General features: G+C 64.3%; 21 protein-coding genes. 9 read left to right on the forward strand and 12 right to left on the reverse strand.

The annotated features are described in order from the left end of the window. Positions 1-51: 51 nt before the first annotated feature. Complete coding sequence (locus KAQ61_RS07685) at positions 52-2,931, reverse strand: 2-oxoglutarate dehydrogenase E1 component (RefSeq protein WP_043383450.1); 2,880 nt, start codon at positions 2,929-2,931, stop codon at positions 52-54. After that, a complete protein-coding gene (locus tag KAQ61_RS07690; protein WP_210931178.1) occupies positions 2,928-3,269 on the reverse strand; it encodes a hypothetical protein in 342 nt (113 codons plus the stop codon). Before KAQ61_RS07690 ends, KAQ61_RS07685 begins: the two co-directional genes overlap by 4 nt. On the opposite strand from KAQ61_RS07690, the gene KAQ61_RS07695 reads away from it, so the two are divergent. Then, on the forward strand, positions 3,268-4,320 hold the full coding sequence (locus KAQ61_RS07695; protein ID WP_042416429.1) for an AI-2E family transporter: 1,053 nt from the start codon (positions 3,268-3,270) through the stop codon (positions 4,318-4,320). The genes KAQ61_RS07690 and KAQ61_RS07695 overlap by 2 nt on opposite strands. 55 nt (positions 4,321-4,375) lie before the next feature. On the opposite strand, the gene KAQ61_RS07700 is transcribed toward KAQ61_RS07695, so the two are convergent. After that, a complete protein-coding gene (locus KAQ61_RS07700; protein ID WP_210931180.1) occupies positions 4,376-4,588 on the reverse strand; it encodes a hypothetical protein in 213 nt (70 codons plus the stop codon). A gap of 146 nt (positions 4,589-4,734) precedes the next feature. On the opposite strand from KAQ61_RS07700, the gene KAQ61_RS07705 reads away from it, so the two are divergent. The 3 genes from KAQ61_RS07705 to KAQ61_RS07715 all read left to right on the forward strand — a co-directional run bounded on the left by KAQ61_RS07705 (position 4,735) and on the right by KAQ61_RS07715 (position 6,035). Beyond that, positions 4,735-5,331, forward strand: coding sequence for an IMPACT family protein (locus KAQ61_RS07705; RefSeq protein WP_154163865.1), 597 nt, complete (start codon positions 4,735-4,737; stop codon positions 5,329-5,331). A gap of 129 nt (positions 5,332-5,460) precedes the next feature. Next, positions 5,461-5,694 (forward strand): hypothetical protein, encoded by a 234-nt coding sequence (locus tag KAQ61_RS07710; protein WP_210931182.1) that lies wholly within the window; start codon positions 5,461-5,463, stop codon positions 5,692-5,694. Between the two features lie 41 nt (positions 5,695-5,735). Continuing rightward, positions 5,736-6,035: a helix-turn-helix domain-containing protein gene (locus KAQ61_RS07715; RefSeq protein ID WP_210931184.1), complete on the forward strand. Its 300-nt coding sequence runs from the start codon at positions 5,736-5,738 to the stop codon at positions 6,033-6,035. Here KAQ61_RS07715 and KAQ61_RS07720 read toward each other — a convergent pair. Together KAQ61_RS07720 and rlmB are read right to left on the reverse strand one after the other, a co-directional pair. After that, the gene (locus KAQ61_RS07720) at positions 6,032-6,766 is read right to left on the reverse strand and encodes an SIR2 family NAD-dependent protein deacylase (RefSeq protein ID WP_420839396.1); all 735 of its coding nucleotides are present in this window, start codon (positions 6,764-6,766) and stop codon (positions 6,032-6,034) included. The two genes, KAQ61_RS07715 and KAQ61_RS07720, sit on opposite strands and share 4 nt — an antisense overlap. Before the next feature lie 71 nt (positions 6,767-6,837). Then, on the reverse strand, positions 6,838-7,587 hold the full coding sequence (rlmB, locus tag KAQ61_RS07725) for a 23S rRNA (guanosine(2251)-2'-O)-methyltransferase RlmB (RefSeq protein ID WP_045266852.1): 750 nt from the start codon (positions 7,585-7,587) through the stop codon (positions 6,838-6,840). A 195-nt stretch (positions 7,588-7,782) separates the two neighbouring features. Here rlmB and sstT point away from each other — a divergent pair, with 195 nt between their 5' ends. After that, on the forward strand, positions 7,783-8,997 hold the full coding sequence (gene sstT, locus KAQ61_RS07730; RefSeq protein ID WP_043383477.1) for a serine/threonine transporter SstT: 1,215 nt from the start codon (positions 7,783-7,785) through the stop codon (positions 8,995-8,997). Positions 8,998-9,119: 122 nt separating this feature from the next. Here the strand turns inward: sstT and KAQ61_RS07735 are convergent, their stop codons facing one another. Together KAQ61_RS07735 and KAQ61_RS07740 are read right to left on the reverse strand one after the other, a co-directional pair. Then, positions 9,120-9,368: a DUF3297 family protein gene (locus tag KAQ61_RS07735; protein WP_042416452.1), complete on the reverse strand. Its 249-nt coding sequence runs from the start codon at positions 9,366-9,368 to the stop codon at positions 9,120-9,122. 80 nt (positions 9,369-9,448) lie between these two features. Then, positions 9,449-10,132 (reverse strand): ABC transporter ATP-binding protein, encoded by a 684-nt coding sequence (locus tag KAQ61_RS07740; RefSeq protein WP_338026771.1) that lies wholly within the window; start codon positions 10,130-10,132, stop codon positions 9,449-9,451. A 19-nt stretch (positions 10,133-10,151) separates the two neighbouring features. On the opposite strand from KAQ61_RS07740, the gene KAQ61_RS07745 reads away from it, so the two are divergent. Continuing rightward, positions 10,152-10,811, forward strand: coding sequence for an arylesterase (locus tag KAQ61_RS07745; RefSeq protein WP_042416457.1), 660 nt, complete (start codon positions 10,152-10,154; stop codon positions 10,809-10,811). Here the strand turns inward: KAQ61_RS07745 and KAQ61_RS07750 are convergent. The 3 genes from KAQ61_RS07750 to KAQ61_RS07760 all read right to left on the reverse strand — a co-directional run bounded on the left by KAQ61_RS07750 (position 10,768) and on the right by KAQ61_RS07760 (position 13,585). Beyond that, positions 10,768-11,604, reverse strand: a complete 837-nt coding sequence (locus KAQ61_RS07750; protein WP_210931190.1) for a DUF2189 domain-containing protein — start codon at positions 11,602-11,604, stop codon at positions 10,768-10,770. The two genes, KAQ61_RS07745 and KAQ61_RS07750, sit on opposite strands and share 44 nt — an antisense overlap. Before the next feature lie 173 nt (positions 11,605-11,777). After that, entirely contained in the window at positions 11,778-13,016 is a 1,239-nt protein-coding gene (locus KAQ61_RS07755; RefSeq protein WP_210931192.1) for a PLP-dependent transferase, read from the reverse strand. An 83-nt stretch (positions 13,017-13,099) separates the two neighbouring features. Beyond that, entirely contained in the window at positions 13,100-13,585 is a 486-nt protein-coding gene (locus tag KAQ61_RS07760) for a BON domain-containing protein (protein ID WP_042416464.1), read from the reverse strand. Between the two features lie 175 nt (positions 13,586-13,760). Here KAQ61_RS07760 and KAQ61_RS07765 point away from each other — a divergent pair, with 175 nt between their 5' ends. The 3 genes from KAQ61_RS07765 to KAQ61_RS07775 all read left to right on the forward strand — a co-directional run bounded on the left by KAQ61_RS07765 (position 13,761) and on the right by KAQ61_RS07775 (position 17,151). Next, positions 13,761-15,419, forward strand: a complete 1,659-nt coding sequence (locus KAQ61_RS07765) for a SulP family inorganic anion transporter (protein WP_210931194.1) — start codon at positions 13,761-13,763, stop codon at positions 15,417-15,419. Between the two features lie 78 nt (positions 15,420-15,497). Continuing rightward, positions 15,498-16,286 carry a GGDEF domain-containing protein gene (locus KAQ61_RS07770; RefSeq protein WP_210931196.1) on the forward strand — a complete coding sequence of 263 codons (789 nt, stop codon included), beginning with the start codon at positions 15,498-15,500 and terminating at the stop codon, positions 16,284-16,286. A gap of 10 nt (positions 16,287-16,296) precedes the next feature. After that, positions 16,297-17,151 (forward strand): MinD/ParA family protein, encoded by an 855-nt coding sequence (locus KAQ61_RS07775; protein ID WP_043383500.1) that lies wholly within the window; start codon positions 16,297-16,299, stop codon positions 17,149-17,151. Positions 17,152-17,244: 93 nt separating this feature from the next. Here the strand turns inward: KAQ61_RS07775 and KAQ61_RS07780 are convergent, their stop codons facing one another. Together KAQ61_RS07780 and KAQ61_RS07785 are read right to left on the reverse strand one after the other, a co-directional pair. Continuing rightward, positions 17,245-17,658, reverse strand: coding sequence for a DoxX family protein (locus tag KAQ61_RS07780; protein ID WP_043383503.1), 414 nt, complete (start codon positions 17,656-17,658; stop codon positions 17,245-17,247). A 56-nt stretch (positions 17,659-17,714) separates the two neighbouring features. Beyond that, entirely contained in the window at positions 17,715-18,428 is a 714-nt protein-coding gene (locus KAQ61_RS07785; RefSeq protein WP_210931198.1) for a pirin family protein, read from the reverse strand. Positions 18,429-18,455 lie beyond the last annotated feature (27 nt).

The raw sequence follows: 18,455 nt of genomic DNA on the forward strand, positions 1-18,455 counted from the left end.
TCTTTCCAAAAAGTGGGGGACGCCCCTGCCTAAGCAGGGGTTGTGCCTGGATTACTTGGTCAGGACAAAGCCTTTGAGCTTGGCGAACGCGGCTTCCACCAGGTTCTTTTGCTGCTCAGCGTGCAAGTGGGCATAACCCACAGCTGGCGATGCAGAGGCTGCACGACCGGCGTAACCCAGCTTCTGGCCTTCTTGCATGTTCTCGTAGATGTTGTGCTGGATAAAGAACCACGCGCCTTGGTTTTGTGGCTCGTCCTGGCACCACACCAGTTCCTTGGCATTGGCGTACTTCTTGACTTCGGCCTCGAAGGCCTTGTGCGGGAAGGGGTACAGCTGTTCCACGCGGATGATGGCGACATCGTCCACTTCCTTCTCGGCACGCTTCTTCACCAGATCGTAGTAGACCTTGCCGGAGCAAGCGATGATGCGCTTGACCTTGTCGGCCTTGGCAACGACGGCGGCATCGCGCTCTGGGATCACGGTCTGGAACCCACCGGAGGTGAACTCGGTCAGCGGCGATGTCGCATCCTTGTTACGCAGCAGCGACTTGGGCGTCATGATCACCAAAGGCTTGCGCAGGTTGCGCACCATCTGGCGACGCAGCACGTGGAAGATCTGGCTGGCCGTGGTGGGCTGCACGATCTGCATGTTGGTGTCGGCCGCCAGTTGCAGGAAGCGCTCCAGACGCGCCGAGCTGTGCTCGGGGCCCTGGCCTTCGTAGCCGTGGGGCAGCATCATGGTCAGACCGTTGACACGGCCCCACTTCACTTCGCCGGAGGCGATGAACTGGTCGATCACCACCTGGGCGCCGTTGGCGAAGTCGCCGAACTGGGCTTCCCAGATCACGAGGGTATTGGGATCGTTGGAGGCGTAGCCGTATTCAAAGCCCAGCACTGCCTCTTCGGACAGGATGGAGTCGATGACGACGAAGGGCGCCTGGTTCTCGGCCACGTTCTGCAGCGGGATGTAGGTGCCTTCGTTCCACTTTTCACGCTTTTGATCGTGGATCACGGCGTGGCGGTGGGTGAAGGTGCCACGGCCGCAGTCTTCTCCAGACAGACGCACGGGGTAGCCCGAGGCCACCAGCGATGCGAAGGCCATGTGCTCACCCATGCCCCAGTCCACGTTGACTTCGCCGCGGCCCATGGCGGCGCGGTCGTCCACCACCTTCTTCACCAGGGAGTGGGGGTTGACGGTCTCGGGCAGCGTGGTGATCTTCTCGGCCAGACGCTTCCATTCGGCCAGAGGAATCGCGGTATCGCCGGCATCGGTCCATTTCTTGCCCAGGAAGGGGCTCCAGTCGACCGCGTACTGGCTCTTGAAGTTGGTCAGCACCACTTCCTGGGTGTGACGGCCTTCGTCCATGGCAGCGCGGTAGGCCTTGGCCATGTCGTCACCCAGGGTCTCGCCCAGGCCTTGGGCTGCCAGCTTGTCGGCATACAGCTTGCGCGTGCCAGGGTGGGCCGCGATCTTCTTGTACATCAGAGGCTGGGTCAGCGCAGGCGTATCTTGCTCGTTGTGGCCCAGCTTGCGGAAGCAGACGATGTCCACCACCACGTCCTGCTGGAACTCCATGCGGTAGTCCAGGGCCAGTTGCATGCTCAGTGCCACGGCTTCGGGATCATCACCGTTCACGTGCAGCACGGGCGACTCGACCATCTTCACGATGTCGGTGCAGTAGGTGGTCGAACCCTTGTCGCGGGGGTCAGAGGTGGTGAAACCGATCTGGTTGTTAATGATCAGGTGCACGGTGCCGCCGGTGGAATAACCACGGGTCTGCATCAGTGCCAGGGTTTCCTGGTTCACACCTTGGCCGGCGAAAGCGGCATCGCCGTGCACCAGCACAGGCATCACCTGCTTGCCTTCGGGGTCGTTGCGACGGTCCATGCGCGAACGCACCGAACCTTCGACCACAGGGTTCACGATTTCCAGGTGGGAAGGGTTGAACGCCAGCGACAGATGCACGGGGCCGCCGATGGTCGACACGTCGGAGCTGAAGCCCTGGTGGTACTTCACGTCACCTGCGGGCAGATCTTCGGGCGCAGTGTGCTCGAATTCGGCGAACAGGTCCTTGGGCATCTTGCCCAGGGTGTTGACCAGCACGTTCAGACGGCCACGGTGGGCCATGCCGATGACCACTTCCTGGACACCCTTGGCACCGGCCGCATTGATCAGCTCGTCCATCGCCACGATGAAAGACTCCCCGCCTTCCAGCGAGAAGCGCTTCTGGCCCACATACTTGGTGTGCAGGTAGCGTTCCAGGCCTTCGGCCGCAGTCAGGCGGTCCAGGATGCGCTTTTTCTGGTCGGCATTGAAAGCAGGCTTGGAGCGGATGGACTCCAGGCGTTGCTGCCACCAGCGCTTTTGCACCTGGTCGGTGGTGTACATGTACTCGACACCGATGGTGCCGCAGTAGGTCTCGCGCAATGCGTTGAGCAACTCGCGCAAGGACATGGTTTCCTTGCCGAAGAAGGTGTTGCCCACGTTGAACACGGTTTCCTGGTCGGCATCGGTGAAGCCGTAGAACGCAGGATCGAGTTCAGGAATTTCAGGGCGCTCAGTGCGCTTGAGGGGGTCCAGATCGGCCCAGCGTTGGCCGACGTTGCGATAGGCCGCAATCAGCTGTTGTACCGCGGTGCGCTTGCGCCCGAGTTCGGAGTCGGCACCGGAAGCCACGACCACCTTGGTGCCGCCTTGCTTGGCGCGCTCAGCGAAAGCATTGATGACGGGCTGGTGGGGAATGTCTTTGGCGTTGGATCCATCGACTGCAGGAACGTGCTGCAGGGCGTCGAAGTATTCGCGCCAGGAATCGGGAACGCTGCCAGGGTTGGCCAGATAGTTCTCATACATTTCTTCGACGTAAGGGGCATTGCCGCCGAAGAGATAGGTGTTGCCTTGATAGGCTTGGTAGACAGTGGGCTGATCGCTCATATTCCGCTGACCTTCGCTTTCCTGGAGAAAGCTTTAGCTGGTTGGTAAACCTCCCGCGACACGGCTGTACCGATTGGCGGATGCGACTGTGGCAAAGGAAGGGCCTGTTGTTGCTGCGCCATTGTGCCATCGAAAGCACAATTCGTTTGTGAAGGTCTTATGTAAGAGTTGAGGAATTTCATCGTGCATTGCAACAAACACGTGCCTGAAATGCTCCTCAAAACATATTTCTTATGTAAAACCGCCTGCAGCATAGTTTCGGCAATAAGCAAGTCGCGTACAGTCTGCGCTTGAACATCGCACCAGCCGAGCCCCCTCAGCCCCATCCATTTGGCCATGCCCTCTGAAAAGACCACCAACCGCACCTTCTTGCTTCTCTTGATTGCAGTCAGCGCGGGATTCGGCGTGATTCTGTGGCCCTTCATCGGCGCCATCTTCTGGGCCCTGGCGCTGGCCATCCTGTTCCACCCACTGAACAAGCGCCTTTTGCAGCGCATGCCCAGCAAGCCCAACCTGGCCACCCTGGTCACTTTGGCGCTCTGTCTGCTGGGAGTCATCCTGCCGCTAGTGCTAATCGCCACATCCGTGGTCAGCGAAACCGTGATCATCTACAACCGCATGTCGACGGGGCAGCTGGACTTCGGCACCTACTTCCAGCAGATCAGTGCCGCCATGCCCGCGTGGATGAAAGATTTGCTGCAACGCATCAACTTGGCGTCAACCCAGGAAATCCAGAGCAAGCTCTCCAGCGTGGCCGCCGAAGCCGGCAAGCTGATCGCGGGCAAGGCCGTGGAACTGGGCCAGAACACGCTGGGCTTTGTGGTGAGCTTCGGCATCATGCTGTACCTACTGTTCTTTCTGCTGCGCGACGGCACCCGCCTCGCACAGCGCGTGCGCAACGCCATTCCAATGGAACGCGAGCACAAGCAAGCCCTGGCCGACAAGTTCGCCACCGTCATCCGCGCCACCGTCAAGGGCAACCTGGTGGTTGCCTGCGCCCAGGGGGCACTGGGTGGCCTGATCTTCTGGATTCTGGACATCCAGGGCGCTGTGCTCTGGGGGGTACTGATGGCCTTCCTGTCGCTGCTGCCCGCCGTGGGCGCCAGCCTGATCTGGGGGCCGGTCTCCATCTACTTCATGGCCACCGGCAGCGTCACCCAGGGCCTGGTGCTGGCCACCTATGGCGTGGTGGTGATCGGGCTGGTGGACAACATCCTGCGCCCCATACTCGTTGGCAAGGACACCAAGCTGCCTGACTACATTGTGCTCATCACCACCTTGGGGGGCATGTCGATTTTCGGGCTCACCGGCTTCGTGATCGGCCCAGCCATCGCCGCCCTGTTCATCGCCTGCTGGGAAATCTTCAGCCCGCAACAACCGGACGAGTAAGCCCACCCATCAAAAAGCCGCCCTCATTGGCGGCTTTTATGCGGAAATCTCACGCTCACCACTCCCCGATGCTGCGCACCAGATGGTCCAGGTCACATGGCGTGGGGCCAGCCTGGGCTTGCACTGCCTGCGGTGCATCGCCACCCATCTTCGCCACATTGGAGGCTTGCCCCTGCTGCAAGGGCGCAGACAGTGGCTGGTGCTGCGTATGGTGGCGGCCAAAGGTGTGACCGGACAACAGGCTGTGGGTGGCAGGTGGTGTGGACATGGCGGCACGCTCCTTGAACTCGACTGTAAGAAGCCTGAACAACCGCCGCCGTAGGACAAGGTTCACAAGGACTGTCACTGGGGCCTAGGTATAACCCTCACCCAGTCGCCAGCGCGGCCCTCGGATTCCTTTAAGCTTGCCGCCCTATGCCGCAAACGATTGCCCGCCCAGCCCACAGCGAACTGCTCATCAAAAAAAGCCGCTTCATCGGTTGCGTGCAACCCATGCACGATCGCGCCAGCGCCCAGGCGGTGGTCGATGCCCTGCGCCAGACCCACCCTGGCGCCGCCCACGTTTGCTGGGCCTTGCTGGCGGGCGGCCAGTCGGCTGCGGTCGATGATGGCGAGCCCAGTGGCACGGCGGGCCGCCCAATGCTGGAAGTCCTGCGCCACCACGACCTGGAAGGCGTGCTGGCCACCGTGGTGCGCTATTTTGGCGGCGTCAAGCTGGGCGCCGGAGGCTTGGTGCGCGCCTACACCGACAGCGTGGCCCAGGCCTTGCTGCAGGCCGAAAAGATCACATTGCAGCGCATGGTGACGCTGCAGTGCAGCCTGCCCTATGCCCTAGAAGGCTGGCTGCGCCGCGAACTGGAGCAGGCCGGCGCCCAGTTGCAGAACATCCGCCACCACAGCCGCGTGGACATGCAGTGGAGCATGCCCCAGCCGCACAGCGCAGCCCTGGTCCAGCACCTCAACGACGGCGGCCAGGGACGGATTGCTTGGCTGCCCTACTGGCCCGATTGATTCCAAGGCCCAGCCCCGCCAGCCTGCGCGTATCGGCCAAACAAAGCGGGCAATCGGTTTTTTATTGATCGACCGCAAGATGAGCTCCACTTTTAGAGTTCAGGCATTCCTACCGGACCCTGCCTGACCATGGATTTACGCTACGCCACCGCCCTTCGCAACGCCACCAACGCTTGGGCGCAGAACCGCGTCACCGACAGCCTGACGCTGCAGGAGCTGCGCCGTTCCCCCAACCAGCAGCAGCAACCGCAACGCGACCATCCCGCCACGCCGGGCAGCGCTGCAGCCACACCGATGGCGCACACCCAACCCGAGCTGGCGCGCTACGGCAACCTGGGCACACGCCTCAACGTATTTGCCTGAGGCCGCCGACCGCGGCCTCCAAACCGGATTACAGTCGTGGCATGAGCACCACCCCAGCCACCGGCGAAGACCACCACAAACCCGCTTACCCCCTGGTCACCGCCTTGACCGCTATCCGCAAGGCCCGTCATATGACCCAGGCCGAACTGGCCCAGCATGCCGGGCTGTCGCGCATGACGGTGCAACGGCTGGAAAGCAACGGACTGGATCCACGGCTGTCCACCCTGCAGGAAATGGCCCGCGTGCTGGAGCAGGAACTGGTGACCATCCCCCGGCACCTGCATGGCAGCTTCCACGAATGGTTGGCCGTTCAAACCGCGCACGGCAAGACCCACCCTTAAACACACCCCTCATCCAGCTGCAGCAGTTGCGGCAAGGCCTGGGCCGCCGTGGCGCGCACGCAGGCATCGGCCAGCCTGTCCAGCTCGGTCGCATCGGGGTTGACCACCACCACACGTGCTCCCTGCTGGTGGGCTTGAAAGACCAGCCCCGCTGCCGGGTAGACCACGCCCGAGGTGCCCACCACCAGCATCAGGTCGCAGGTTTGCACCGCGGCTTCCGCCTGCGCCAGGGCCGCCGCTGGCAGGTGCTCGCCAAACCAGACCACGCCGGGGCGCACCGGGTTGCCGCAGGTGGGACAGGATGGTGGCTCGCCCCCACGCTGCACGGCAGCCTCCAGATCGCACTGCGGGCACACCGCGTCCAGCCATTGATGGGCCAGCAAATCCCCGTGCAGGGCAATCACCTCCGGACTGCCTGCCCGCTGGTGCAGACCGTCCACGTTCTGCGTCACCAGCTGCAGCTTGCCCGGGTGGTGGCAAGCAAACTGCGCCAGCGCCCGGTGCGCGGCATTCGGCTGCACCGCAGACACCAAGTTCCGCCGGTGGGCATACCACTGCCAGACCCGCTGCGGGTGGGCCCGAAAACCTGGCTCCGACGCCATCTCCTGCGGATCGAACTGCGCCCAGATGCCGGTTTGCACGTCGCGGAACGTGGGCACCCCCGACTCGGCACTGACGCCCGCGCCGGTCAGCACCGTCACTTGCCGGGCCTGCTGCAACCAGGCGCGCACCTGCCGCAGAATTTCTGTGTTTTCTGGCTCTGGCGCAGGCATGACAAGCGCTGACAGCTATCTTTTTGTGCTTATGCCTGGCGCTGGCGCACGGCCTCGTACAGGCACACGCCGCTGGCCACGGACACGTTCAGGCTTTCCACGGCACCTTGCATGGGAATGCTGATCAGCTCGTCGCAGGTCTTGCGGGTCAGTTGGCGCATGCCGTCGCCCTCGGCGCCCAGCACCAGGGCCACGGGACCCTTGAGGTCCACCTGGTACAGGTGCTTGTCAGCATCACCGCTGGTGCCGATGATCCAGATGTTGCGCTCCTTGAGTTCCTTGAGCGTGCGCGCCAGGTTGGTCACCATGAAGTAGGGCACGGTCTCGGCCGCGCCGCTGGCCACCTTGGCCACCGTGGCGTTGATGCCCGAGGCATGGTCCTTGGGCGCGATCACGGCGTGCACGCCCGCGCCGTCGGCCACGCGCAGGCAGGCGCCCAGGTTGTGCGGATCGGTCACGCCATCCAGCACCAGCAGCAAGGGGTTCTGCACCCCGCTTTCCTCCAGGTCGTCCAACAGCTCTTCGAGCGTGCGGGTGTCCTTGACCTCGTCCACGCGCGCGGCCACGCCCTGGTGGCCGTGGCTGCCGGCCAGCTTGGCGATGCGCATGGCATCGGCTTCGATCAGGCGCGCACCGGCTTCCTTGGCTTTTTCCAAGAACTGGCGCATGCGCGCATCGCGGCGCGTGCCTTCGTAATAGATTTCAATGATGGATTGGGGCGCGGTCTTCAGACGCACGCCGACGGCATGAAAGCCGAAAAGCACTTTGGGGGACGACATAGGGCAGCGATTATCCCGCTTCGCAGCCCTGCGCCAAGGGACGCACACAGATACCTGTAGAGCGGGCTTCGATTCATGCCGGTGTATGGCCTTGGCACTTCATAGCGCCAAGTTATGAATTCATGCACCCGACAAGGGATCCACGAACTCCCTACACTTGCGCACTTTCCCGACTTCGGTGCACGCTTTTTCATCATGTTCCACCCCCTGCTGCGCTGGTCCAAGCAGACCAGCATCGTCACGCAAATCGTCATCGGCCTGGTGCTGGGGATTGCGTTGGCCCTGATCTGGCCGGACGCCGCCCTGCGCGTCGAGCTCTTGGGCACCCTGTTCATTTCGGCCCTCAAGGCCGTGGCGCCCATCCTGGTGTTCGTGCTGGTGATTGCCGCCATCAGCAACCAAAGCCCCGGCCAGACCGGGCACCTGCGCCCCATCCTGGGCCTGTACCTGGTCGGCACCCTGACCGCCGCCATCGTCGGCGTGACGGCCAGCATGCTGTTTCCCTCCACGCTGGTGCTGCAGGATGCGGCCTCGGGCATGGCCGCCCCGGGCGGCATCGGTGAGGTGTTGGTCCAGTTGCTCAAGAGCGCCGTGGCCAACCCGGTCAACGCCCTGCTGAATGCCAACTACATCGGCATCCTGGTGTGGGCCATTGCCATCGGCATCGCCCTGCGCAAGGGCGCGGACAGCACCCGCCAGGCCATGGCCGACCTGTCCAGCGGCATCACCCTGATCATCCAGGCCGTGATCCGCCTGGCGCCGCTGGGCATTTTCGGCCTGGTGGCCTCCACCGTGGCCACCACCGGCACCCAGGTGCTGGCTGGTTATGTGCACCTGCTGGCGGTGCTGCTGGGCTCCATGCTGTTTGTGGCGCTGATCGTCAACCCCCTGATCGTGTGGTGGCAGATCCGCCGCAACCCCTACCCGCTGGTGTGGATGTGTCTGCGCGAAAGCGGTGTCACGGCCTTCTTCACGCGCAGCTCGGCCGCCAACATCCCCGTGAACCTGGCCATCGCCAAGCGCCTGAACCTGGATGAGAACACCTACAGCGTGGCCATTCCCCTGGGCGCCACCATCAACATGGCCGGTGCGGCCATCACCATCAGCGTGCTGTCGCTGGCGGCGGCCCACACCGTCGGCATCGCGGTCGACATGCCCACGGCCATCCTGCTGTGCGTGGTGGCCTCGGTCTGCGCCTGCGGCGCCTCGGGCGTGGCCGGTGGATCTCTGCTGCTGATCCCCCTGGCCTGCTCGCTGTTCGGCATCTCCAACGATGTGGCCATGCAGGTCGTCGCCATCGGCTTCATCATCGGCGTGCTGCAGGATTCCGCCGAAACGGCGTTGAACTCGTCGACCGACGTGCTGTTCACCGCCGCAGCCTGCATGGCCCAGGAGCAGCGCCAGGGCTGACGCCTGCCGCACTCCCATCGACCAAGGCCCCTGCCCAGGGGCCTTTTTCATGCGCATCCCATGCTGAGCGCACAAAAAAAAACAGCCCGAAGGCTGCTGCAGGGGGCTGGGCCAGTCCGGGCTCAGCGGTAGTAGGCTTCCACCGTGCCCTTGAGCTTGATCAGCAGCGGACGGCCCTTGCGGTCCAGGGTCTTGCCAGCCGGCACCTTCACCCAGCCTTCGCTCACACAGTATTCCTCCACATCGTTGCGGTCCTTGCCGTTGAAGCGGATGCCGATGTCGTGCTCGAACACGGCCGCCACGAAGAACTTGCTGCTGGGGTCGATCGACAGGTGATCGGGCAATTCTGGGCGGGCGATAGCGTCAGTCATAAAAAATTTCCAGGTCTGCGGGCACAGGGTCCCAATTCACGAATGCGGCGATTGTCGTGCATTTGGCAATGTCCTGGCACTCACACCAGGCGACCGGCCTCGATGGTCAGGGTGCGCTCGCACTGCGCGGCAATCTCGCGGTCGTGGGTGACCAGCACCAGGGTCGTGCCCAGTTCGCGGTTCAGCGACAACATCAGCGCCATCACCGCCGCCCCGGTGGCGAAGTCCAGGCTGCCCGTGGGCTCATCCGCCAGCAGCACGGCCGGCTGCACCACAAAGGCACGTGCCAGGGCCACGCGCTGCTGCTCTCCGCCGGAGAGCAGCTTGGGGTAGTGGCCCAGGCGCTGGCCCAGCCCCACGCGCTGCAACATCTCGCTGGCCTGCTGGCGCGCGCTGCGCGCGCCGGCCAGCTCCAGCGGCAGCATCACGTTTTCCAGTGCCGTCAGGTTCGGCAGCAGCTGGAAGCTCTGGAACACAAAACCCATCTTCTGCCCACGCAATGCCGCGCGCGCATCCTCGTCCAGTGCAAAAATGTCTTGCCCCTGCAGGCGCACCGTGCCCTGCGTGGGGGTGTCCAGCCCGGCCAGCATCGACAGCAAGGTGCTCTTGCCCGAGCCCGATGCCCCCACGATGGCTGCGGTCTGTCGGGGCTGCAGGCTGAAATGGATATCCCGCAAAATCTCCAGCGCACCGGTGGAGTCGCTCACGGTTTTATGCAGGTGCTCGACTTCGATCACCGGGGCAGACATCAATTCAGCAGACATGAAAGGCCTTATCGCTAGCATGCAAGACGCACAAACAAAGAAACACCGCCGCCACTTTATCGCGTCCTCGCTGGCCCTGGGCCTGTCCACCCTGGCCAGTGGCGTGCAGGCGCAGGCGCGCCCTGCCAAGCATGTGCTGGTGGTCGGGGATTCGCTGAGCGCCGAATACGGCCTGGCGCGCGGCACGGGCTGGGTGGCCCTGCTGGCGCAGCGCCTGGCGCAGCACCAGCAGCCGGTGCAGGTCACCAATGCCAGCGTCAGCGGCGACACCACCTCGGGCGGGCGCGCGCGGCTGCCGGGCCTGCTGAGCCAGCACCAGCCCAGCGTGGTCATCATCGAGCTGGGGGGCAACGATGCGCTGCGCGGCCTGCCGCTGTCCGGCACGCGCGACAACCTGCGCTGGATGACCCAGGCGGCGCAGGAGGCCGGCGCCAAGGTGCTGCTGCTGGGCATGCAGATGCCGCCCAACTACGGCCGGCAATACGCCCAGGATTTTGAACAGCTGTTTGCCAGCGTGGCGCAGGAGCGCAAGGCCGCGCTGCTGCCCTTCTTCCTGCAGGGCGTGGCCGATGGCAAGGACCCGCTGGCCCTGTTCCAGGCCGACCGCATCCACCCCAACGCCCAGGCCCAGCCGCTCATGCTGGAGAACGTGTGGCCGGTGCTGCGCCCTCTGCTGTGACCGGCTGTGACCCCACGCAGGCCCGGTAAGCGTGCCAGCTGGCGCAGCCCAGCCATGGCCCCACCACCACCAACGGCCACTGCCAGGGCACCAGCAAGGCGACCGCCACCAGCAGCACGATCAGCAGCCCCCACAACACGAGCACCCCGGTCTGCGTGGTCACCACGCGCAAGCTGGTGATGGCGGCGGTCATGGCATCGGTGCCGCGGTCCAGCATCATCGGCAACGAAACGACGGTGCTGCCGAACACCAGGGCCGCAAACACACCGCCAACGGCGCTGTAGACAGCGATGAATTCCCAGTTGTCGACACTGAACAAGGCCTGCACCACGCCGGTGGTGGACGGCATGCCGGTGTTGAAGAACACGGCAAACACCACCAGCGAAGCGCGGCCCCACAGCAGCTCCAGCACGATGAGCACCAGTACCAGCATGCCCATGCTGGCCAGTTGTTTGTCCCAGCAGGTGATGGACTGACCCAGGTCCGGGGCCAGCCCCAGCTCCAGGCGGCGGCTGGTGTCGTACAGCCCCATGGCCAGAAATGGCCCCAGCAGCAGGCAGCCGCTGGCCAGCGACATGGTGTATTCCGGGCTGGCCCGAAACACCCAGGCCAGTGCCAGCGCCATCAGCCAGAAACAGCTGCCGTAGAACAGGGCCACGCCCCAGGCGCGGCGGATGTCACGCCAGCCGGCGGCCAGCCAGCGCAAGGGTTCTTGCCACCCGACGCTGCGGATGACGATGGGCGCGCCCTCGCTGGCGGCGACCACATGCACGGGGGAATCCGGTGTTGCCATGGCTGTCCTCCTGTGGGGAACAGGAAAACATAGCCACCCGCAAGCGTCAATCTGCGGAAAACACCCAATAAAAAAAGAGAGCGGCTAGCGCTTATCAATAAAAGACTTCATAGATATTTCGCTCTGAAAGCCAATATGGATGAGCGCCAGCAGCTCCTTTTTTTCAGACGGCCTCAGTCCTGCCAGGGCGTGCCAAAGGCCAGCTGCCACGCCTGGGCCAGGTCTTGCAGCAGGTCCTGCGTATCTTCCAGCCCGACGCAAAAGCGCACCACGGAGCCGGCCTGCAGGCTGCCGCGCCCACCGCTGCGCATGCTGTCGATGTCATAGGGCACGACCAGGCTCATGGGCCCGCCCCAGCTGTAGCCCAGGCGGAACAGCTGCAGGCTGTCGCAGAACTTGTCGATGGCGGCACGGTCGTAGCGCGGGTCGATCACCACGCTGAACAGGCCCGCGGCCGCGCCCTGGCCCTGGTTGGCGGCGCCGCACAGCTGCTGCCAGTGGGCATGGCCGGGCGCGCCGGCAAAGGCCGGGTGCAGCAGCTGCACCACGGCGCTCTGGCGCTGCAGTGCCGCCGCCAGGGTGCGGGCCGACAGGTCGTGCGCGCGATAGCGCAGGGCCACGCTGGACAGCGAGCGCAGCACCAGCTCCGCATCGTTGGCGCCGATGCCAATGCCCAGGCGCATGTGCGTCAGCTTGATGCGCATGTGCAGGGCTGCGTCCGCCGTGATGATGCTGCCCATCAGCACGTCGCCACCACCACTGGGGTACTTGGTCAGCGCGTGCGCGGACACATCCACCCCCAGGCTGCCGCCATCGGCCAGCAGGTCGAACGGCTGGAACGCCAGTCCCGCGCCCCAGGTGTTGTCCAGCACCGTGGTCACGCCGCGCGCGCGGCAGACCTGGACCTGGGCGATCAGATCGGGGAACTCCATGCTCACGCTGCCCGGGGCTTCCAGCCACACCAGCGTGGTCGCTGGCGTGATCTTGGCCTGCAGGTCGGCCACATCCATGGGGTTGTAGAGCACCGGGCGGATGCCCCAGCGGGTCAGCTCGTGGTCGGCGAAATCCTTGTTCGGGCCGTAGGCGTTGTCGGGAATCAGCACCTCATCGCCCGCCGACAGCAGGCCCAGGGCCACGGTGCTGATGGCGCTCAGCCCGCTGGGCACCAGCAGGCACTGCTGGCCGCCTTCCAGGCTGCACAGGCGCTCTTCCAGCTGGTAGGTCGTGGGCGTGCCATGCAGGCCATAGGTGTAGCCGCTCTTGTCCAACCAGCGGCGCGTGCGCATGTCCTGCACGTTGTCGAACAGGACGGTGGAAGCCTTGTGCACCGCCGGCTGCGGCGCGGAGAAAGCGGCGGGGGCCTGGTACACGTGGTGTACCAGCTCGGTCGTGATGTGGCGTGCTTGCTTCATGCCCACATGTTAAGCCGCCCACCGCGCACGCCGGCCAAGAAAAAGCCGCCCGAAGGCGGCCTTCTTGGAAACCGTGCGCCGAATTACTTCACGGTCAGCAGGTTGTTGACGGAGGACACGCCCTCCACGGCCTTGGCCAGTTGCTCGGCACGGTCCTTGCCTGCCTGGTTGGGGGCTTCGCCGTGCAGGGTGACCACGCTGCCCTTGGTGTCCACATTGATCTTCAGCGCGCTCAGGTCGGCATCGCCCACCAGTGCGGCCTTGACCTTGGCGGTGATGCTGGCCTCGCTGGCCACGGCCAGGGCATCGCTGGCCACATCTTTGGTGGCATCGGCGGCCTGCTGCGCGGCCTCCTTGGTGGCCTCTACGGCGTTTTCCATTTTCTGACCGGCTGCCTCGGCGGCGCGGTCTGCCTCCATCTTGGCCTTTTCAGCAGCTTGCTCGGTACGCTCAATGGTGTTGTCCAGCTTCTGGCCGGCGGTTTCTTCCTTGGGGCCGCATGCGGCCAGGCCCAGGGCCAGGGCCGAGACAGCCAGAACTTGAACAACGCGCTTGTGAGATATCGACATGTGTGAAAGCTCCTCATCAATCTTCATATAGGCAAAGCCACGGCCTCAACACCGTGACGACGTGGGGTGAATCCTAGGGGCAACCCGAATCCCGCCCGGTCGGAGAGGGCCGAAGCGTCCGTAGGACAAGCACGAACATCCAAGACGCCCTGCAATCCCTCCACAATAGCGGCTTATGCAATTGAAACAGTGGTTCCCCTTCCTGGCCTGGCCCCGCCCCACCTGGGCGCTGGCCCGCGGCGAAATGCTGGCAGGGGTCACGGTCGGCCTGATGCTGCTGCCCCAGGGCGTGGCCTATGCCGCACTCGCGGGCATGCCGCTGGTCACCGGCATCTATGCGGCCTTGCTGCCTTCGCTGGTGGCCGTGCTGTGGAGCAATTCCCCGCGCCTGGGCGTCGGCCCCACGGCCCTGACCAGCCTGCTGATCGGTGCGTCGCTGGCCGGCATGGCCGAACCCGGCAGCGCCCACTGGGTCACCCTGGCCTGCTGGATGGCCATCATGGCCGGCGCCGTGCAGTGGCTGCTGGGCGCGCTGCGCAGCGGCTGGCTGGTCAACCTGGTCACCTCGCCAGTGCTGAACGGCTTCACCCAGGCGGCGGGCATCCTGATCCTGCTGTCGCAGTTGCCCGACCTGCTGGGGCTGCGCAGCACCTGGAGCGCCTGGTTCCACAACCCCGATTTGCACCACTTCGACGGCTGGGCCGCCGGCTTCGGCCTGGGCGGGCTGGGCCTGCTGCTGCTGCTCAAGAAACTGGCCCCGCGCTGGCCCTCGGCCGTGCTGGTGGTGGCCTTGTGCGGCATGCTGAGCGCCGCCCTGGGCTATGCCGAACGCGACGGCAACATCGTCGGCCACCTGCCGGCAGGCCTGCCCGGGCTGAGCTGGCCAGCCGCCATCGGCTGGGACGAAGTCTCGCGCCTGCTGCTGCCCGTGATCATGGTCAGCCTGGTGAGCTTTCTGGAAGTGGCATCCAGCGCCCAGCTGGAGCACCGCCAGGCCGGCACGCGCTGGAATGAAAACCAGGACCTGATCGCCCAGGGCATGTCCAAAGTGGTGTCCGGCCTGAGCGGCAGCTTTGCCATCAGTGCCTCGTTTTCCCGCTCGGCCGTCACGCTGCACGTGGGCGCCAAGACCGGCTGGACCAGCGTGTTCGCGATCGGCATGGTGCTGGTGACGGTGCTGTGGCTCACGCCCTGGCTGTACCACATCCCCCAGGCAGCCCTGGCGGCGGTGGTGGTCTCGGCCGTCATCAATCTGATCCAGCCGCGCAGCCTGCAGGCGCTGTTTCGCATCTCGGCGGTGGAAGGCAGCATTGCCCTGACGACCTTCGTGCTGACCCTGGCCACCGCACCACGCCTGTACTGGGGCGTGCTCACGGGCGTGCTGCTGAGCCTGTGCCACTTCCTGTACCACCGCCTGCATCCGCGGATTGTGGAAATCGGCGAGCACGCGGACGGCAGCCTGCGCTCACGGGCCATCTGGAACCTGCCCCCCATCACCCCCCACGTGCTGGCCGTGCGCCTGGATGCCGAATGGGACTTCGCCTCCTCCGCCGCGCTGGAACGCCATCTGGCCCAGGCACTGCAGGAGCATCCGGACCTGCAGGCCCTGTACCTGGACGCCCAGCCCATCAACCGGATCGATGTCACCGGCGTGGAGAGCTTTCTGCGCTTGCGCCAAAGCCTGCAAAAGCGCGGGATTGACCTGCATATCGGCGGATTGAAATTGCCGGTGCAAGCGATACTGGACAAAGCAGGATGCCTGTCGCCCGGCACCGGCCTGCACCTGCACCGTACCAATACACAAGCACTGGCTTTTTTGCGCAACGCTTATTGAGGTAAATGGCAGGAAGCCCGCAGCCAGCCTGCACGGACTGCTACACTTGAACGAATTAACCACGCTGGATCGTTTTTTGTGACTGGTACTGCCACAACTCTCCCCATCACACTGCATCAGCTCCGTCTGGACGGAGCGCTTGCACTGCTGGGTAAAGAAGAAAGTGCAGGCCTGCCCCCAGCGGACCACGATCCCTCCGCCCACTTGCAAGCCATCATCGATGAGCTGTGCGAACTCTCTTTGCGCGACCCGCTGACCGGCTGCGCCAACCGCCGTCAGTTCGACACCATCCTGGACCGTGAACTGGACCGCGTGGCACGTTCCGGTGACGTGGCACTGCTGCTGATGATCGACGTGGACCATTTCAAGCGTGTCAACGACCTGCACGGTCACAACGTCGGCGACATGGTGTTGCAAGCGGTGGCCCAGGCGCTGAATGGCTGCGTGCGCCCCATGGACACGCTGGCCCGCTATGGCGGCGAAGAATTCGCCATCGTCCTTCCGGCCTGCCAGCCTGCCTATGGCCAGAATGTGGCTGAACGCGTGCGCAAGGCGGTGGAAGCGCTGCGCATCCCCGTCGCCCCAGGCCAGGAACTGACCGTCACCGTCAGCATCGGTGGTGCCTATGCCCTGCAATGGATACGCAGCACGCGCAAGCTGTGGATTGAGCGTGCAGACCAGCAGTTGTACCAAGCCAAGAGCCATGGCCGCAACCGGATTGAAATCGAACAACAACCTGACAGCACCGTGACTGCAGAAGAAAAAAAACTGCTTTTTGTCCCCGATTTGACTGGCGATACCAGCTGGTCAGGGGATTGGTCCGATGTATTCGCCGCCCCCCTGGGCTCGACAGATGGCGTCAACTGAAAGCATTGAGATGAGCGACGTGCTGTCCCCCCTCCACCCCACCAAGGCCAACACCCCTGGTGGCGAACCGCGCACCATCCGCACCTCGAACGCGCACATCATTGCCGTCACCAGTGGCAAAGGCGGGGTAGGCAAGACCTTTGTCTCCGCCAACCTGGCCGCCGCGCTGACTCGCCTGGGACTGCGCGTGCTGGTACTGGACGCCGACCTGGGCCTGGCCAACTTGGACGTGGTGCTGAACCTCTACCCCAAGGTGACGCTGCACGATGTGTTCACCGGCAAGGCCTCGCTGCAAGACGCGGTGGTCACGGCCCCCGGCGGCTTCCATGTGCTCTTGGCCGGCTCGGGCATGGTCGAATACTCGCGCCTGACACCCGAGGTGCGCAATCAGTTGATCCATGTGATCGACACCCTGGCCCCCAACTACGACGTGGTGCTGCTGGACACGGGCGCCGGCATCTCCGACGTGGTGCTGTTCTCGGTCTCGCTGGCCAAGGAAGTGCTGATCGTGGCCACGCCGGAGCCCACCTCACTGACCGATGCCTATGCGGCCATCAAGGTGCTGGCCACCCAGCAAAAGCGCCAGAATATGCGCCTGGTGATCAACCAGGCCATCCGCCCTGGCGATGGCCGCGCCATCACCGGCCAGCTGCAACAGGTGCTGAACCGCTTTGTCAACACCGAGTCGGGCCTGCCCATGCGCCTGATCCACATGGGCGACATCCCTGCCGACAAGGCCGTTCGCGATGCCGTGATGCGCCGCCAACTGTTGCTGCAAGCCACCCCGGGCTGTGCGGCCTCGCTGGCGGTGGCACAACTGGCCAGCCGCATCAAATCCATGCTGCCTGCGCCGCAGCCCGAGTGATTGCGGCGCGATGCCCATAAAAAAAGAGCTGCGTTATGCAGCTCTTTTTTTATGGGCAGATGACGGTGGCGGCCAAGCCACCACCGATCACTCTCAAACGCGTTGGCGCTTGGCGTCCAGGCTCCAGCGGCCTGCCCCGAAGGCGGCAAAGGCCAGCAAACCGCCCGAGATGGCGATGTTCTTGTTGAACATCAGTTGCTGCATCATGGCCTGGTCCGCCGGCAGCGACCAATAGGCATGGAAGAAGAAGCTGGCCACCAGGGTGAAGAACGCCAGCAGCACAGCAGCAGGGCGCGTCATGAAGCCGACCAGCAGCATCAGCCCGCCCACCAGCTCGATCAGCAGCCCCACCGCCACCCCAACCTCGGGCAGGGGCAGGCCCACGGATGTCGCATAGCCGACAGCGCCGGAAAAGCCGGCAATCTTGCCAAAACCGGCAGGCACAAACAGCCATGCCAGCAGAATGCGGCCCACCAAGGCCAGAGTGTCTTGAAGAGAGTTGTTCATATCTATTGCTTTCTATGGGCAGTGCCCTTGGGTGAATCCATCAACAAACCAGGCACTCAGGGTGCCAAATCAAACACCAGCAACTCTGCAGCCTGCTGGCTCTCCATGCGCAGGTTGCGCTCATTTTCTGCAAGCAGCGCATCGCCGCTTGTCAGCTTTTGTCCCGCAATCTCGATGTGGCCCTGGACCACCAGCACATAGGCCTTGCGTCCCTGGGGCAACACGTGCTCCAGCTGTACCGCCTGCCCGGGCTGCGGTCGCACCAGGCTGGCGTAGATGCGGGCATCGGCATTCAGGTGGACGGAGCCTTGCTGGCCGTCGGGAGACGCCACCAGGCGCAGGACATTGGTCTTCTCAGCATCGCTGAAGCGTTTTTGCTCATAGCCAGGCTCGAGCGCCTGGCGGCTGGGCAGCAGCCAGATCTGCAGAAAATGGGTGGTGCGGCCGGCCGCGTGGTTGTGTTCGCTGTGGACCACGCCGGTGCCGGCCGTCATGCGCTGGACCTCGCCCGGCGCAATCGTCTGCACGTTGCCCATGCTGTCCTTGTGCGACAGCTCGCCCTCCATGACATAGCTGACGATTTCCATGTCGTGGTGGGGGTGGGCGCCAAAGCCGGTGCCGGCTGCGATGCGGTCTTCATTGATGACGCGCAGGTTGCCCCAGCCCATGTGGGCCGGGTCGTAGTAGCCGGCGAACGAAAAGCTGTGGAACGACTTGAGCCAGCCGTGGTCGGCGTAGCCACGTTCGTGGGATTTGCGGATTTGAATCATGGGGTGCTCCTTGCATCTGCAGGTCGT

The sequence above is a fragment of the Comamonas aquatica genome, from assembly GCF_018064205.1.
Classification (GTDB): domain Bacteria; phylum Pseudomonadota; class Gammaproteobacteria; order Burkholderiales; family Burkholderiaceae_C; genus Comamonas; species Comamonas aquatica.